Below are 15,129 nucleotides of genomic sequence, written 5' to 3' on the forward strand. Positions count from 1 at the left end.
GCTGCCAGTCTAGCAGTCGCGGACCGTCTACCGGGAGTGCAGCAGGGCCAGCCAGTCCCGGTCCGGATCGCCACTGGCAAGGAAGTACGGGTTCAGCACTTCCGGTCGCGTGTTGTAGCGGAGTGGCCGCCCATCGAGATCCACCACACTGCCTCCGGCTGCCTCGACCACGGCCTGGGCCGCTGCGGTATCCCATTCGGAGGTCGGGCCGAGGCGCGGGTACACATCCGCGGTGCCTTCGGCCACGAGGCAGAACTTCAGTGAACTGCCCATCGACACGAATTCGTGTGCGCCCAGTTGCCCGAGAAAGCTGTCGAGGCTGGCGCCGCGATGCGAACGGCTCCCGGCCACGCGGACCGGGGGCGAGGCCGGGCGACGCACGCGGATCTCGCGCGGCGCGTCGCCCGGATCAGTGCGCAGTGCGGGACCGCCGGCATATCCGCAGTAGTCGCGACCGGAAACGGGCGCATGAACCACGCCGAGTACAGCCCGGTGGTCGTCAACCAGCGCGATGTTCACCGTGAACTCGCCGTTCCGCTTGATGAATTCCCGCGTGCCGTCCAGCGGGTCCACCAGCCAGAAACTGGTCCAGTGCCGGCGCGTTTCCCAGGGGATCGTGCCGGACTCCTCGGACCAGAGCGGGACGCCGGGCGTGAGCTGCGCGAGCGCCGCGGCAATAACCTCATGTGCCGCGCGGTCGGCAGCGGTCAGCGGAGAGTTGTCCGCCTTGGTCTCCACGCCAAAGGCCGTGGCGTAAATGCGGTTGATTTCGCCGCCAGCCGCCCGGGCGATGGCCTGAACGCGCGGCAGCAGGCTTTGCAGTTCTGTGATCATGGGCGCGGACGGTACAATCCGGCCCCGGCCCGGGCAACCCCGTGGCCGACATCAGCCGGAACAGGCGCATGCACGACTGGCGAAGCTTCGACACGATCCTCCTCGACATGGATGGCACGATCCTCGATCTTGCCTATGACAACTATTTCTGGCGCGAACTCGTGCCCCGATGCCTGGCGCGCAATCGTGGCTCCACGCCTGAAGAAATCGTGCCGGATTTATTTGAGCGTTTTGCCAGCATGCAGGGCCGGCTCGAGTGGTATTGCCTGGATTACTGGTCAGCCGAACTGTCGCTGGATCTGCGCGCACTCAAGGATGCGAGCAGTCATCGGGTGCGCTTGCTGCCCGGTGCGAAGGAGTTTCTGGCCCGGCTTCATGCCAGCGGCAAGCATGTCGCCGTGGTCACCAATGCGCATGGTGATGCGCTGGACATGAAGAAGAGCGTCGCCGGACTGGGCCGTTACATCGATGTCTTCGTGTCCTCGCACGAGTTCGGCGTGCCCAAGGAGCGGCAGGCATTCTGGTCATCTGCACAGGAGCGTCTGGGCTTCGATCCACAACAGACGCTGTTCATCGACGACAGTACGCCGGTGCTCGATGCGGCACGTGCCTATGGCATCCGCGGGATCCTGGCCGTGAACCGCCCCGACAGCCTGCGGCCCGCGCGTACTGTCGATGGGCACGCCTCGGTCGAGGCGCTCGGTCATCTGGAGTAGCGACGGTCAGAACCAGCGTGAGCCGGGGTATCTGCGTGACAGCCGGCCATCGAGTCCCAGCCAGCGCCCCGAGGGCCAGCTCATCATCATGATGCCGAGCGCAAAAAACGGAATCAGCGACGCGTCGTAGTACCCGCCCGCCGAGAAGCCCAGCAGATTGATGAGCGCGACCGCCGCAGCCCAGCGCGTGGTCAGGCCCAGCAGCAGTGCGACGCCGACGTAGAGTTCGCTGACCGTGACGAACACCGCGACCAGTTTGTAGAGCGGGATCGCAAAGTCCTGCAGGAACATCACCTGCAGGCTGGCCGGGTGCAGCTCTGTCAGACGATCCTCGAAAACCTGTTTGAGGATATCGGTGGTCAGCCAGTCCTTGCGGAGCTTGTTCACGCCGGCGGCGATCCAGAACAGCCCATAGAGCTCACGCAGCACGAGATGCATCACGATGCCGACCATCCGTAGCGGATGCTCCCGCCAGCGTGTCGCCGTCCAGACACTTTGCGCGCTCCCGGTTTCCCGGGTCATGGCGCGCTCCCTCCGGGGCTGTGCGCGTCGATCACGGCCAGCGCATCCCAGAGCGGCAATCGCTGGCAGTAGCCGAGCTTCGCCGGCGGCGCGGACTGTTGCCAGCCGCGGTGGATGCGTTCGATCTCGCGTCCGTCGGACATTGCGAGCAAAGGTGGGTCCATGGCGATATGCAGTTCACCGGCCACCGGTGGTGCCCATACACCATCGTTGACTGTGTATATCGTGACCGGACGTCGATGGCCGCTCTCGAGTTGCCTGGAACTGAAATTGGCGATGAACCACTCCCGGATCGTCGCGACCTGCGACCAGAAGGTGCGTGGCTGTATGTGGTAGAGGGTAAAGCTCCCGTCTGTCGGAACGGACTGGTGTGCAGGCGGCAAAGTACCGGCCTCGCACAGCACCATCACATCGCACATGGTGCAGACTTCACCGAACCGGCCGACCAGGAAGTAATCCGTGTAGGCCTTGTTGTTGATCTGCCCATGTGCCGGCAACAGAGGCACCGTCAGCAGTCCTGCCGCCAGCCACACCAGCGTTTGTCTGCGCATGAGAAAACACATACCCATTTCAGCTTCCTTGTTCTTCCGGCAGCTGCGCCAGTTCGCGCGCCATGTTGAGCACGTCGCGCCACCCGGCGTCGGTATCGAGGCGCAGTCCCATGAAATTGGGTGAACGCCGCGAACGCATGGCGAGATAGATCAGCGCGGCATGAATGATGACGATCACGCGGTGGTTGTCCCGGCGCAGATAGCGCCGGTCGCCGAGCATGGTTTTCAGAAACGGGCGGCGGCAGTTCTCGCGTGCTTCGGCAAAGGCGGCCGAAAGGTCAGACGTTGCCGTCAGTTCTTCAGCAAGAAATTCCAGCGTGACCGGATGGGCGCGCAGATGCTCGGCACTGGCCACCAGTTCGTCCGCGATCTGCTGCCTGAAGCTCTGGTCATATGGTTTCTGGCGGCTGGCCGGGCCGGTCTCGCCGACCTCTGCCCAGAATCCACGCCGCTTGCCCCAGGCTTGCACCAGTCCCTGCAGGTCGCCGAAGTAGCGGTACAAAAGCGGCTTGCCGACGCCAGCGGCTTCGACCACGGCATTCACGCTGAGTTGTCGCAGACCGTCGCGCTGCAGAACGGTTTCGAGCGCATCGAGGAGGGCTTCTTCGGTGGTACTGCGGCTACTGGGCGTTGCGTTTCTGGTTGTCGGGTTTGATGGCATGGGTGCCGATGTTACCGCGCGGTAACATCGGGCTGCAACGAATGATGATGCCCTTCACTTGCCGGCCCGTTACGCCGCGGGCCGATCTATTGCCACGTCGACGAGCCGCCGGGTTGGCGCTGGCCGCTATCGGCCGCGCCCGCGCTGACCACCCGCAGGTCGCTTGCCGCGTCCACCACTGCTGCCACTGCCGCCCCCACCGCCAGTTCCGCCACCGCGGCGGGGCGGGCGTCCGCCGGTCGGCGGATATTTGCGGGGCTGCCATGGCGGGGTTTTCACGCCTTCCAGGAGGCCACTGTCTACAGCACCGGTCGGGATGCGATGGCCGATGTAGGCTTCGATCTCCGGCAGCGAAAACGCATAGGTTTCGCAGGCGAAGCTGATCGAGTCGCCGCTGGTACCCGCACGTGCGGTACGCCCGATGCGATGTACGTAGTCGGCAGCTTCCTGCGGCAGGTCATAGTTGATCACATGGCTGACATCCGGCACATGCAGGCCGCGGGAGGCGACATCGGTGGCGACCAGAACGGGCAGGGTGCCTTCCTGAAAGGCCTTGAGCAGACGCAGCCGCTTGTTTTGCGGCACATCGCCGTTGATGGCCTCGGCCGGCAGGTCATTGAATTCGAGCAGTCGCGCGATCTCCTCGGCTGCCCGCTTGGTGTTGACGAACACCATGGTGCGCTTGGCTGCCATGCTCCGCAGCAGGCCGACCAGCAGCGGTCCCTTTTCCTTGTTGCTGGGGAAATACACGATCTGTGTGACCAGATCGACCGTCTTCTTGTCCGGTTCGATCTGCACGGTTTCGGGGTTGTTCATGTGCTCGTAGGCGAGTTCGAGCACGCGGTGCCCGAGCGTCGCGGAGAACATCAGGTTCAGGCGCTTTTCCGGTGGCGGCAGGCGGCGCAGCAGGTAGCGGATGTCCTTGATGAAGCCGAGATCGAACATGCGGTCGGCTTCGTCGAGCACCAGCACCTGGGCGTGATTCAGCGTGTAGACGTGCTGCTTGAAGTAATCGATCAGCCGGCCGGGCGTGCCGATCAGCACATCGACGCCGGCCTGGAGAATCTCGCGCTGCTTGTCGTAATCGGCGCCGCCATAGACCACTGCCATGCGCAGTCCCGTGCTGCTGCCGAGGATTTCGGCGTCGGAATGGATCTGCACAGCCAGCTCGCGCGTGGGCGCGACGATCAGCGCCCGCGGCGAAGATGTGTTCTGACGCGGCACCGGATGGGTCAGCAGGTGGTTGAACATCGCGATCAGGAAGGCAGCGGTCTTGCCGGTGCCGGTCTGCGCCTGTCCGGCAATATCCTTGCCCTTGAGTGCGACTGGCAGGGTTTGTGCCTGGATGGGTGTGCACTGCTGAAAGCCCGCGGTACGTATGCCCGCAAGGATTTCGGCTGGCAGTCCCAGCTCGGCAAAGGTCATGTTCTTCTCTTGGCTCATGGTGTCCTACAGTGGAGTAGCTCATTCAAAAAACGACCCCGAACCGGACGGAGCCACTTGCAAAAGCCGGCCGGACAGGTTCAAATTGACCCAGTCGCCGCGTGCCTGTTGAAGCGCCCGCCCGGGCCGCGACTGATTAGCGACTCGTTAAACCCCTTTTTGAGCTGCCCTTTGACGGCATAAGCAGGAAGCTCGCGGGAACGCTTCTACACACGGGATTGTGCCCTATCCGGTCCCGCGCTTCACAGAAGCTTCACGATGAAGCGTTTTCGGAGGTCCGGAAGACCTCCTGTACAACCCCGGTACTGGGCAACAGATGGCGCTGATCGCGCCAATGGGTACCCCGCAACTTTCGATTCACGCTAGGCGACCGACAGGCGCAAGCAAGGCAGATTCAGCCAATTCCGGATTCTTTCATCCCGCCATCACACTACGAGCACCAGAGGATCATGAGCATAGAGCACGTTTCCGACGACAGTTTCGCCACACAGGTTCTGCAGTCCGACCGTCCCGTCCTGGTTGATTTCTGGGCGGAGTGGTGCGGTCCCTGCAAGATGATCGCGCCAATCCTCGAGCAGATCGCTGCCGAATACGGTGATCGCCTGACGGTCGCCAAGGTCGATGTCGAAGCCAGTCAGAGTACGGCCATGAAGTACGGCATACGGAGCATCCCGACACTGATGCTTTTCAAGGGGGGTGTTGTCGAGGCACAGCACGTGGGCATGTTGTCCAAAGAGCAGTTGAGCAAACTGCTTCAGGCGAATTTGTGAGTATTTGTAAATGAGAGGTTATCTGGGTAATTCAGCGCGTAATCGTCCCAAGGGCGGCGGTGGCAACAACGGCCCCCGCAACCGTAACGACGACATGAACAAGAAGCACTCCATGCCACCGCGCCGGCGTCAGGGGCATGAGGAAGTGGTCTCCTTCTCGGAAGACGAGGTGATCGCCAAGAGCCAGCTGGAGACCGGCCAGAACCTGATGGACCTCAACGAGCTCAAGACCAAGCCGCCCGGCGAACTCGTCGCGCTGGCCGAGTCGATGGGTCTGGAAGGCATGGCGCGCTCGCGCAAGCAGGACATCATCTTCGAAGTCCTCAAGGCGCATGCCCAGAGTGGCGAGAACATCTTCGCCGCCGGCGTACTCGAAATCCTGCAGGACGGCTTCGGCTTCCTGCGTTCCTCCGACAGCTCCTACCTGGCCGGCCCGGACGATATCTATGTCTCGCCCAGCCAGATCCGGCGCTTCAACCTGCGTACCGGCGATACCGTTTCGGGACTGATCCGCCCGCCCAAGGAAAGTGAGCGTTATTTCGCGCTCCTCAAGGTCAGCGAGATCAATTTCGATGCGCCCGAGAATGCACGCAACAAGGTGCTGTTCGAGAACCTCAAGCCGCTGTTTCCGAAGAGCCGGCTCGGGCTCGAGCAGGGCAATGGCAGTACCGAGGACCTGACCGCGCGCATCATCGACCTCGTCGCACCGATCGGCAAAGGCCAGCGCGGCCTGATCGTCTCGCCGCCGAAAGCCGGCAAGACCATGCTGCTGCAGAATATCGCCCTCGCCATCACCTCCAATCACCCCGAGACCTACCTGATCGTGCTGCTCATCGACGAGCGGCCGGAAGAGGTCACGGAGTGGGAGCGCAGCGTGCGTGGCGAGGTTGTTTCCAGCACCTTCGACGAGCCGGCAAGCCGGCACGTCCAGGTGGCGGAGATGGTGATCGAGAAGGCCAAGCGGCTGGTCGAGCACAAGAAAGACGTCGTCATCCTTCTTGATTCGATCACGCGCCTGGCGCGTGCCTACAACACCGTGGTGCCTTCATCCGGCAAGGTGCTGACCGGCGGCGTGGATGCCAACGCCCTGCACCGCCCCAAGCGCTTCTTCGGTGCGGCGCGCAACATCGAGGAAGGCGGCAGCCTCACCATTCTCGCCACCGCGCTGATCGACACCGGCTCCAAGATGGACGACGTGATCTACGAGGAATTCAAGGGCACCGGCAACATGGAGATCCATCTCGATCGCCGTATCGCCGAGAAGCGGATTTTCCCGGCCATCAACATCAACCGTTCCGGCACGCGCCGCGAAGAGCTGCTCACCCAGCCCGAAGAACTGCAGAAGATGTGGATCCTGCGCAAGGTCCTGCATCCGATGGACGAACTCGCGGCTGTGGAATTCCTGCTCTCGAAGATGCAGGACACCAAGAAGAACGTGGATTTCTTCGATTCGATGAAGCGCTAGGCGAGTCAGGCGACAGGGCGGGCCGTCTACAAGCCGCGCGCGATGGCGCGGTAGGCAATATCCCTGCGGCAGAAGGCGCCGTCCCAGTGAATCCGGTCGACCAGTGCGTAGGCGATCTCTTGTGCTGCGCTTACCGTGTCGCCGGTGCCGACTACGCAAAGCACGCGGCCGCCGCGGGTGACGATCCGGTTTTCGGTGTTGAAGCCGGTGCCGGCGTGAAAGACCTTGGAATCGGCGGAAGGCGTGGTCGGCAATCCGCTGATCGGGTCGCCGCTTCGATACTTGTCCGGATAGCCGGCGGCAGCCATGACGACGCCGACGGTCGGACGCGGATCCCACTCGGCTTTGGCTTTGCCGAGATCGCCGTCGAGTGCAGCTTCGATGAGCGAAAGCAGATCCGATCTGAGCCGGAACAGGATGGGCTGGGTTTCCGGATCGCCGAAGCGGCAGTTGAACTCCAGCACCTTCAGCGAGCCGTCGGGCCTGATCATCAGGCCGGCATACAGGAAGCCGGTGTAGCGCACGCCATCCTTTTGCATGCCCTCGACCACCGGCCGGATCACCTGGTTCATCACGCGCGCGGCGATTTCATCGGTGACGACCGGTGCCGGCGAATAGGCGCCCATGCCACCGGTGTTGGGGCCGCGATCGCCATCGTCGCGGGCCTTGTGGTCCTGCGAGGTGGCGAGCGGCAGTATTGCGCCGTCCACGCCGACCATGGCGATGAAGCTGGCTTCCTCGCCTTCCAGAAATTCCTCGATCACCACGCAGGCGCCGGCATCACCGAAGCTGCCTTCGCCGAGCATGGCCTTCACGGCCTGTTCGGCCTCTTCGACCGAGTGTGCGACCACCACGCCCTTGCCGGCCGCAAGGCCGTCCGCCTTCACGACGATCGGTGCGCCGACTTTCCCGATGTAAGCCAGCGCCTTGTCGAGTTCGGTAAACGAGGCGTGATGCGCGGTGGGGATGCCGTGGCGGACCATGAACTCCTTGGCGAAGTTCTTGGAGCTTTCCAGCCGTGCCGCCTGGCGACGCGGCCCGAAGCAGCGCTGGCCGGCGCTCCAGAAGCGATCAGCGATACCCGCAGCGAGCGGCGCTTCCGGCCCCACGACGGTGAGGCCCACGTGTTCCTCGCGCGCGAGCTTGAGCAGTCCCTCAATGTCGTCAGCTGCAACGGGTACGTTGCGCACACCGGGCTCCAGTGCGGTGCCGGCGTTCCCTGGTGCGACGATGACCGACTCCACGAGTTTCGACTGGGCCAGCTTCCATGCCAGCGCATGTTCGCGTCCGCCGCCACCGACCACGAGGACCTTCATGCTCAGTGCCTGAAGTGCCGCATGCCGGTGAAGATCATCGCGATGTCGTGTTCATCTGCTGCGGCGATCACTTCTGCGTCGCGCATCGAGCCGCCGGGGTGGATGATGGTGCGGATGCCGAAGCTGGCGGCGAGGTCGATGCCATCGCGGAACGGAAAGAAGGCGTCGGAAGCCATCACGCAGCCGGCGGTCCTGAGGCCAGCCTCCTCGGCCTTCCAGGCCGCGATGCGGACGCTCATGACGCGGCTCATCTGCCCGGCACCGATGCCGATCGTCGCCTGATCGCGCACGAACAGGATGGCGTTGGACTTCACGAAGCGCACCAGCGACCAGGCGAGACGTGCATCGGCAAGCTCCGCCGCCGTCGGTTGACGTCTGCTGACGACGCGCAGCGCATCGGCTGACAGTGTCGCGACATCGTTGTCCTGCACCAGCATGCCGCCCTCGATCTGCTCGACACGCAGTGCCGGCGGCCGGCTCGTGTGCAGGGTGCCGGTGGCGAGTACGCGGATGTTCGGTTTGCGGGCGAGGGCAGCGAGTGCCTCGGGCGTGAAAGCGGTCGCGAGCAGCACTTCAACGAACTGCCGCTCAATGATGGTTGTCGCCAGCGCGCCGTCGACTTCAGTGTTGAAGGCAATGATGCCGCCGAAGGCTGAAGTCGGATCGGTTACGTAGGCCTTTTCGTAGGCTGCGGCGGCCGAAGTGCCGAGCCCGACCCCGCAGGGGTTGGCGTGCTTCACGATCACGCACGCGGGCACTGGCAGTGGCCGTACACATTCAAGCGCGGCATCGGCGTCGGCGAGATTGTTGAAGGAAAGCGCCTTGCCCTGATGCAGTTCTGCGCCGACGACGGTATCGCCAGTGCCGCCGGCCAGCGTATAGAGACCGGCGCGCTGATGCGGATTCTCACCATAGCGCAGGGTCTCGCGCAGCCGCAGGCCGATCGGGTAGCGCGTTGGCAACTCGCGGTCTTCATCGGCCGCACGCAGCCAGCTCCACACCGCCGCATCGTAGGTGGCGGTGTGCGCGAAAGCCTTGCGGGCGAGATAACGCCGGGTCGTCGTCGATACGCTGCCGCCGGTCTCGAGTTCGCCAAGTACGCGCTCGTAATCGGCGGGATCCACCAGCACCGCGACGAAATCCTGGTTCTTGGCTGCACCGCGAATCATCGCCGGCCCGCCGATGTCGATGTTCTCGATGGCGTCTTCGCGTGTGCAGCCGGGGCGGCTGGTGGTGGCCTCGAAGGGGTAGAGATTGACCACCAGCAGATCGATACCCTTGATGCCGTGCTCCGCCATCACCGTGGCATCGGTCTCGCCGCGGTTCAGCAGGCCGCCGTGGATCAGGGGGTGCAGGGTCTTGACGCGCCCGTCCATGATCTCGGGAAAGCCAGTGATATCAGCGACATCCGTGACCGGAATCCCGGCCTCCCGCAGTGCGACGGCGGTGCCGCCGGTGGAAAGGATCTCGATCCCGAGTCGGTGCAGACGGGTGGCGAGTGGCACGACGCCAGCTTTGTCAGAAACGCTGATCAGGGCTCTGGTGCAACGGGGCATGAGGCTGCCTGGGCTGGGTTAAGAGTAAAAGCGGTGGAGTAGTGGAATCAGTCCAGCAGTTCGTACTGACGCAGCTTCTTGCGCAAGGTCGCGCGGTTGATGCCGAGAATTTCCGCTGCGACACTCTGGTTGCCGCCGGTGTAGTCGAGCACGGTCTTGAACAGTGGCGTTTCAATCTCGCCAAGTACCAGCTCGTAAAGATCACCGGGACGGTGACCGTTGAGATCACTGAAGTAACACTGCAGTGCCTCTTCGGTGAGGTCACGCAGCGGCCGGTTCTTGACGCGCACCACTGTGGCGCCGTTACGGGCCGGGACATGTTTTTTTGCGGGACTCTTGCCGCGCGTCTTCTTGGCCACCGCTCGAATACTCCTGGAGACTGTCTTCGGCCACCGCCCGCGGGCATGGTGGCCAAAGCATCTGAATTATTCATGCGTGCTCACCACACGCCTGGTCTTCATCAGGTGAGTCCGCGGCGCAACGGCGTATAAAAAATGTTTTCGACGGTGCGCGGGGGGAGCGATCATAGCACGTCGCTGTCGCCGCTAGCGCGTGAAAGGTGCTTTCTGATCGCGTTCCAGTTGACAGACCAGTCCTTCACGACGGTAGAGCACACAGACGTCCACCTCGTAGCCAAATGCGTCTGTACCGGGATCGCGCAGGCTGATCCTGACCGGAATCAGATAGCCCGGGGTGAGCAGTTCCGCGGGCGGCGAAATGCCATCGAGATATTCATCGGGACTGAACACGCGACTGCCCAATGATTTCGAAAAACGGTCACGCAGCGTGATGCGCACCATCGGCAGTCCCACGGGCTCGGAGCCGACAATGGCGATACGCGCGAGTACATCGAGCGCACCGCGGCTTGTTGCGCCGGCTACCGCCTCTGAACCCCGCACTTCAAAGGCATGCAGATTCCAGTTGGGCAGCAACGACAGATTCAGTGCGCCATAGATACGTGTGAGGGGCCGGTACAGCGCGGGTCGCGCCGCAAGATCATCGCGCTGGTAATGAATGAGCTGCAGCACAAGGGCCAGTGCCAGAATGGCCGCGCCCAGCCCGAAAAACCGCTGACGGCGAGGCGGTGTTTCAGGCAGTTCAAAGCGGGGCTGCCATTCAAGGGGGCGCCCCATCAGCAGCGGTTCAGCCAGCGGCTCCGCTGCGTCGGACGATGTGGTGGGTGAATCACCACGATCCCCTTCGTTTTCGTCCACGCTGTCCAGGGCCTCGATGGATGGATCAGCGACAGATGCCGGTCCGGACGCCGGTGTGAGCAGGGGGGCGGTGTCCGCGGCGTCAGTATCGATGCGGTACACGGGGGCTTCGTCAGCCTCATCGGGCACCTCGTCAAGCAATTCCTGCCAGTCTTCCGGCACATAATTGATCGACGCTGTGTCCGGGCCTGTGTCGGGTACCTGAGCAGAAGCCGGTTCCGCGCCGGCTTCGGGCGCGCCTTCGACTTCGTCGTTGTCCGGGTCTGGCGACGGTATGGCAACGATGGGCGGCAGCGCCTGCAGCTCGGCGGCCTCGACAAAAAACTCCGACCAGTTGTCCTCGGGGACATTGAATTCCAGAACAGCATCGCTGGTGATGACAGAATCCAGCGCGGACATGTCCGGCTCCGGCTCTGAATCCGGTTCAGGTTCTGGCTCGGGTTCAAGTGCAGGTTCAGGCGCGGGCCCCGTCGCTGCCTCGAATTCCGGTTCCGGCTCAAGTTCGGGCTCAAGTTCTGGTTCTGGTTCGGGCTCGAGTTCTGGTTCTGGTTCCGGTTCCGGTTCCGGTTCTGGTTCCGGTTCCGGTTCCGGTTCTGGTTCGGGCTCGAGTTCTGACTCCGGTTCAATCGCCGCTTCGCGCACAAGGTGTGGCGGTACCTGCAGTTGCGGCAGGATGGTGGTGGGTGGCGGCTCGTCGGTGAGTGTCGCGAGCGCATTGAAGGTGGCGGAACAATGCCCGCAGCGCACCTGGCCCTCCGCCACGCGAAGCTCCGCGGGACTTACCCGGAAAACCGTGCCGCACTCCTTGCAGGTGGTAAACATAAGCTAGTCAGCCACGCATCCTGTCAGCAGTACCCAGTCGTCCTGTTGTGCCGTCAGTTCCAGCTGCACCCACGGCCGGAAGGCGGCCACGACTTCGGCGGACTGTGCGCCAAGGATACCGCTCAATGCGATGCGGGTCCCCGGGGCGGCGTAATGCCGCAACCGGGGCGCGAGCCGGACCAGCGGGCCGGAGAGGATATTGGCCACGATCACGGCACAGGTTTCGGTCGGGCCGTCGGCCGGCTTGCCGAGCGTGAGCCGTTCGCTGCAGGCGTTTCTCAGCGCATTGTCGCGGCTTGCCAGCAGTGCCTGCGGGTCGATATCGATCCCCACGCAGCGCTCGGCGCCAAGCGCCAGGGCAGCGATGGCCAGAATCCCCGAGCCGCAGCCGTAGTCGAGCACCCGCTTGCCGGCGAGTGGTATGCCGTCGAGCCAGGCAAGGCACATTGCGGTGGTGGGGTGGGTGCCGGTACCGAAGGCGAGCCCCGGCTCGAGGATCACGCTGATGCCATCAGTGGCAGGGCAGGCCTGCCCGACCGGGCATATCCACAGCTGTTTGCCGAAGCGCAGCGGTTTGAGCTGCCGGCGCCAGTCAGCGTCCCAGTCGCGGTCCTGAACCACGCTGAAGCCGACTTCGCGGGTTTCCATGCCGAGACCGGTCTTCAGGGCTGCAGCAAGACCGGTGCGGGATGTATCAGGAGGAAACAAGGCCGTAATGCGGACTTCGGGCCACAGGGGTATCGCACCGGGCGCAGGCTCCAGTATCTCTTCATCATTGGCTGACTCGGTCCAGCTGACCAGTGCGCCCAGCGCTTCCAGCAGTGCTTCAGCGCCGGCGATGGCGTCGCGCGGAACCTCGAGTTGCGCCTGCAGCCAGCTGTCGGGCATGGACATCGTATATGCGCATCAGAGGCGCAGACGTTTTTCCAGATAGTGGATATCCGTGCCGCCGGCCCGGAATGCAGCATCCTGGCACAGGTCCACATGCAGGGGGATATTGGTCCTGATGCCCTCCACAACCATCTCGGACAGGGCAATGCCCATGCGCGCGATGGCGGTGTCACGGTTTTCGCCATAGGCGATCACCTTGGCGATCAGCGAATCGTAGAACGGCGGCACCACGTAGCCGCTGTAGATATGGCTGTCGACGCGGATGCCGGGCCCGCCTGGCGGATGCCACAACTCGACCTTGCCGGGCGAGGGCATGAAGGTTCGCGGATCCTCGGCATTGATGCGGCACTCGACGGCGTGTCCGCGTATCGCCAGGTCCTCCTGGCTGAAAGACAGACGCTCACCAGCCGCGATACGCAGTTGTTCCTTGACGATATCCACGCCGGTAATCATTTCGGTGACCGGGTGCTCGACCTGCACCCGCGTATTCATTTCGATGAAGTAGAACTCGTTGTGCTCGTACAGGAACTCGAAAGTGCCGGCGCTCCTGTAGCCGATCTCCTGGCAGGCGCGCACGACTCTCGCGCCCATCTTCATGCGCAGCTCATCGGAAATACCGGGTGCCGGCGCCTCTTCGATGACCTTCTGGTGTCGTCTCTGCATCGAGCAATCGCGGTCAAAAAGGTGGACGACGTTGCCATGCGCATCGGCGAGTACCTGGAACTCGATATGGCGCGGGTGTTCCAGGTACTTCTCCATGTACACCGTGCCGTCGCCGAAGGCTGCCGCCGCTTCGGTGCGTGTCAGTGTCACCGCATTTGGCAGGGCGGCATCGCTGTGCACCACGCGCATGCCGCGGCCACCGCCGCCCGCTGCAGCCTTGATGATCACCGGATAGCCGATCGAGCGTGCCATGGCCTGCACTTCATCGAGGTCATCGGACAGCGGGCCATCCGAGCCGGGTACACACGGTACCCCGGCCGCTTTCATGGCCGCCTTCGCGGAAATCTTGTCGCCCATCAGGCGAATCACATCCGGCGGCGGGCCGATGAAGATAAAGCCGCTGCGCTGCACGCGCTCGGCAAAGTCGGCATTTTCCGACAAGAAGCCATAACCCGGATGGATGGCCACGGCATCGGTGACTTCGGCAGCGCTGATGATCGCCGGCATGTTCAGGTAGCTCTGGGCCGATGCGGGCGGGCCAATGCAGACGGTCTCGTCGGCAAGCAGTACGTGCTTCAGGCTGGTGTCGGCGGTCGAATGAACGGCGACCGTCCTGATGCCGAGCTCACGGCAGGCGCGCTGGATGCGCAGTGCGATCTCGGCGCGGTTGGCAATGACGACCTTGTCGAGCATGTGCTGGCTGACCTGGGTGAGGCGGCGCGACGGAAAACGGTGCGGCCGGAGCTACGGTGCGATGATGAACAGGGGCTGGCCGAACTCGACCGGTTCGCCGTTCCTGGCGAGTGCGGCGACCACCTTGCCGGCCACGTCGGCTTCGATCTGGTTCATCATTTTCATCGCTTCGATGATGCACAGGGTGTCGCCGGCCTGTACCTGGTCGCCGATCTTGACGAAGGGATCGGCACCCGGTGACGGTGCCTCGAAGTAGGTGCCGACCATGGGTGACAGTACCCGGTGACCGTCCGGCTCTTCACCGGCCGGCGCGGTACCCGCTGCACGACCGGCAACCGGTGTGGCGGCTGATGCTGCCGGCGGCGGCTGTGGTGGCAGGGTGTACTGCACCGCTGTGGATGTGGTGCTGCGACTGATGCGTATCGACTCTTCGCCTTCGGTGATCTCGAGTTCAGAGAGGCCGGATTCTTCCAGCAGCTCGATGAGCTTTTTGACCTTGCGGATATCCATGGATGTTCCTCTACTGGGGTTGCGGCGGGCGTGCGAGCTGCGCACAGGCCGCCTGCAGCGCAAGCTGGTAGCCCAGCGCGCCGAGGCCTGTGATGACGCCGACTGCGATGTCCGATACATAGGAATGCCGCCGGAACTCCTCCCGGGCGTGCACATTGCTGAGGTGAATCTCGATAAACGGAATGCCGACCGCCAGCAGTGCATCGCGCAGCGCGACACTGGTGTGGGTCAGGGCGCCGGGATTCAGCAGGAAAAAGTCCACGATGCCGGCCGACTGCTGGATCCGGTCGACCAGATCGGCTTCCGAGTTGGTCTGAAAAGCCTCCAGCTGGTGCCCGGCAGCCCGTGCCGCTGCGGCGGCATCTCTTTCGATGTCCGCGAGCGTGGTGGCGCCGTAGAGATGCGGTTCACGGCGTCCGAGCAGGTTGAGGTTGGGGCCGTTGAGCAGCAGCAGCCTGGCCATGTTTGGCTCTTTATCGCTGGAGATGGCTGCGAGTTTAGC

16 protein-coding genes are annotated in these 15,129 nt (G+C 63.5%); 3 read left to right on the forward strand and 13 right to left on the reverse strand.

What is annotated here, in order from left to right; genetic code table 11:
- Nucleotides 1–27: 27 nt before the first annotated feature.
- Nucleotides 28–834 (reverse strand): 3'(2'),5'-bisphosphate nucleotidase CysQ, encoded by an 807-nt coding sequence (gene cysQ / locus H6979_10860; GenBank protein MCP5140348.1) that lies wholly within the window; start codon nucleotides 832–834, stop codon nucleotides 28–30.
- Nucleotides 835–902: 68 nt separating this feature from the next.
- Between cysQ and yrfG the strand changes: the two genes are divergently transcribed.
- Nucleotides 903–1,550, forward strand: coding sequence for a GMP/IMP nucleotidase (gene yrfG, locus H6979_10865; GenBank protein MCP5140349.1), 648 nt, complete (start codon nucleotides 903–905; stop codon nucleotides 1,548–1,550).
- Nucleotides 1,551–1,556: 6 nt separating this feature from the next.
- Here the strand turns inward: yrfG and H6979_10870 are convergent, their stop codons facing one another.
- The 4 genes from H6979_10870 to H6979_10885 all read right to left on the reverse strand — a co-directional run bounded on the left by H6979_10870 (nucleotide 1,557) and on the right by H6979_10885 (nucleotide 4,727).
- A complete protein-coding gene (locus H6979_10870) occupies nucleotides 1,557–2,072 on the reverse strand; it encodes a DoxX family protein (protein ID MCP5140350.1) in 516 nt (171 codons plus the stop codon).
- Nucleotides 2,069–2,641: a hypothetical protein gene (locus H6979_10875; protein MCP5140351.1), complete on the reverse strand. Its 573-nt coding sequence runs from the start codon at nucleotides 2,639–2,641 to the stop codon at nucleotides 2,069–2,071. The genes H6979_10870 and H6979_10875 overlap by 4 nt, the downstream gene beginning before the upstream one ends.
- A gap of 1 nt (nucleotide 2,642) precedes the next feature.
- Nucleotides 2,643–3,284: a TetR/AcrR family transcriptional regulator gene (locus H6979_10880; GenBank protein ID MCP5140352.1), complete on the reverse strand. Its 642-nt coding sequence runs from the start codon at nucleotides 3,282–3,284 to the stop codon at nucleotides 2,643–2,645.
- A gap of 126 nt (nucleotides 3,285–3,410) precedes the next feature.
- Nucleotides 3,411–4,727: a DEAD/DEAH box helicase gene (locus H6979_10885; GenBank protein MCP5140353.1), complete on the reverse strand. Its 1,317-nt coding sequence runs from the start codon at nucleotides 4,725–4,727 to the stop codon at nucleotides 3,411–3,413.
- A 449-nt stretch (nucleotides 4,728–5,176) separates the two neighbouring features.
- Here H6979_10885 and trxA point away from each other — a divergent pair, with 449 nt between their 5' ends.
- Together trxA and rho are read left to right on the forward strand one after the other, a co-directional pair.
- A complete protein-coding gene (gene trxA, locus H6979_10890; protein MCP5140354.1) occupies nucleotides 5,177–5,497 on the forward strand; it encodes a thioredoxin TrxA in 321 nt (106 codons plus the stop codon).
- Nucleotides 5,498–5,705: 208 nt separating this feature from the next.
- Nucleotides 5,706–6,962 carry a transcription termination factor Rho gene (gene rho / locus H6979_10895; GenBank protein ID MCP5140355.1) on the forward strand — a complete coding sequence of 419 codons (1,257 nt, stop codon included), beginning with the start codon at nucleotides 5,706–5,708 and terminating at the stop codon, nucleotides 6,960–6,962.
- Nucleotides 6,963–6,988: 26 nt separating this feature from the next.
- Here the strand turns inward: rho and purD are convergent, their stop codons facing one another.
- The 8 genes from purD to aroQ form a co-directional block, all read right to left on the reverse strand.
- Nucleotides 6,989–8,278: a phosphoribosylamine--glycine ligase gene (gene purD, locus H6979_10900; protein ID MCP5140356.1), complete on the reverse strand. Its 1,290-nt coding sequence runs from the start codon at nucleotides 8,276–8,278 to the stop codon at nucleotides 6,989–6,991.
- A gap of 2 nt (nucleotides 8,279–8,280) precedes the next feature.
- Complete coding sequence (gene purH / locus H6979_10905; GenBank protein MCP5140357.1) at nucleotides 8,281–9,834, reverse strand: bifunctional phosphoribosylaminoimidazolecarboxamide formyltransferase/IMP cyclohydrolase; 1,554 nt, start codon at nucleotides 9,832–9,834, stop codon at nucleotides 8,281–8,283.
- A 47-nt stretch (nucleotides 9,835–9,881) separates the two neighbouring features.
- Nucleotides 9,882–10,124: a DNA-binding transcriptional regulator Fis gene (gene fis / locus H6979_10910; protein ID MCP5140358.1), complete on the reverse strand. Its 243-nt coding sequence runs from the start codon at nucleotides 10,122–10,124 to the stop codon at nucleotides 9,882–9,884.
- Between the two features lie 255 nt (nucleotides 10,125–10,379).
- Nucleotides 10,380–11,870 carry a DUF3426 domain-containing protein gene (locus H6979_10915; protein ID MCP5140359.1) on the reverse strand — a complete coding sequence of 497 codons (1,491 nt, stop codon included), beginning with the start codon at nucleotides 11,868–11,870 and terminating at the stop codon, nucleotides 10,380–10,382.
- A gap of 3 nt (nucleotides 11,871–11,873) precedes the next feature.
- Entirely contained in the window at nucleotides 11,874–12,758 is an 885-nt protein-coding gene (gene prmA / locus H6979_10920; protein ID MCP5140360.1) for a 50S ribosomal protein L11 methyltransferase, read from the reverse strand.
- A gap of 18 nt (nucleotides 12,759–12,776) precedes the next feature.
- Nucleotides 12,777–14,117, reverse strand: coding sequence for an acetyl-CoA carboxylase biotin carboxylase subunit (gene accC, locus H6979_10925; GenBank protein ID MCP5140361.1), 1,341 nt, complete (start codon nucleotides 14,115–14,117; stop codon nucleotides 12,777–12,779).
- Nucleotides 14,118–14,168: 51 nt separating this feature from the next.
- Nucleotides 14,169–14,627, reverse strand: coding sequence for an acetyl-CoA carboxylase biotin carboxyl carrier protein (locus H6979_10930; GenBank protein MCP5140362.1), 459 nt, complete (start codon nucleotides 14,625–14,627; stop codon nucleotides 14,169–14,171).
- 10 nt (nucleotides 14,628–14,637) lie between these two features.
- Nucleotides 14,638–15,090, reverse strand: coding sequence for a type II 3-dehydroquinate dehydratase (gene aroQ, locus H6979_10935; protein MCP5140363.1), 453 nt, complete (start codon nucleotides 15,088–15,090; stop codon nucleotides 14,638–14,640).
- Nucleotides 15,091–15,129 lie beyond the last annotated feature (39 nt).

It is taken from the genome of Chromatiales bacterium (genome assembly GCA_024234935.1).
Taxonomy (GTDB): Bacteria; Pseudomonadota; Gammaproteobacteria; order Steroidobacterales.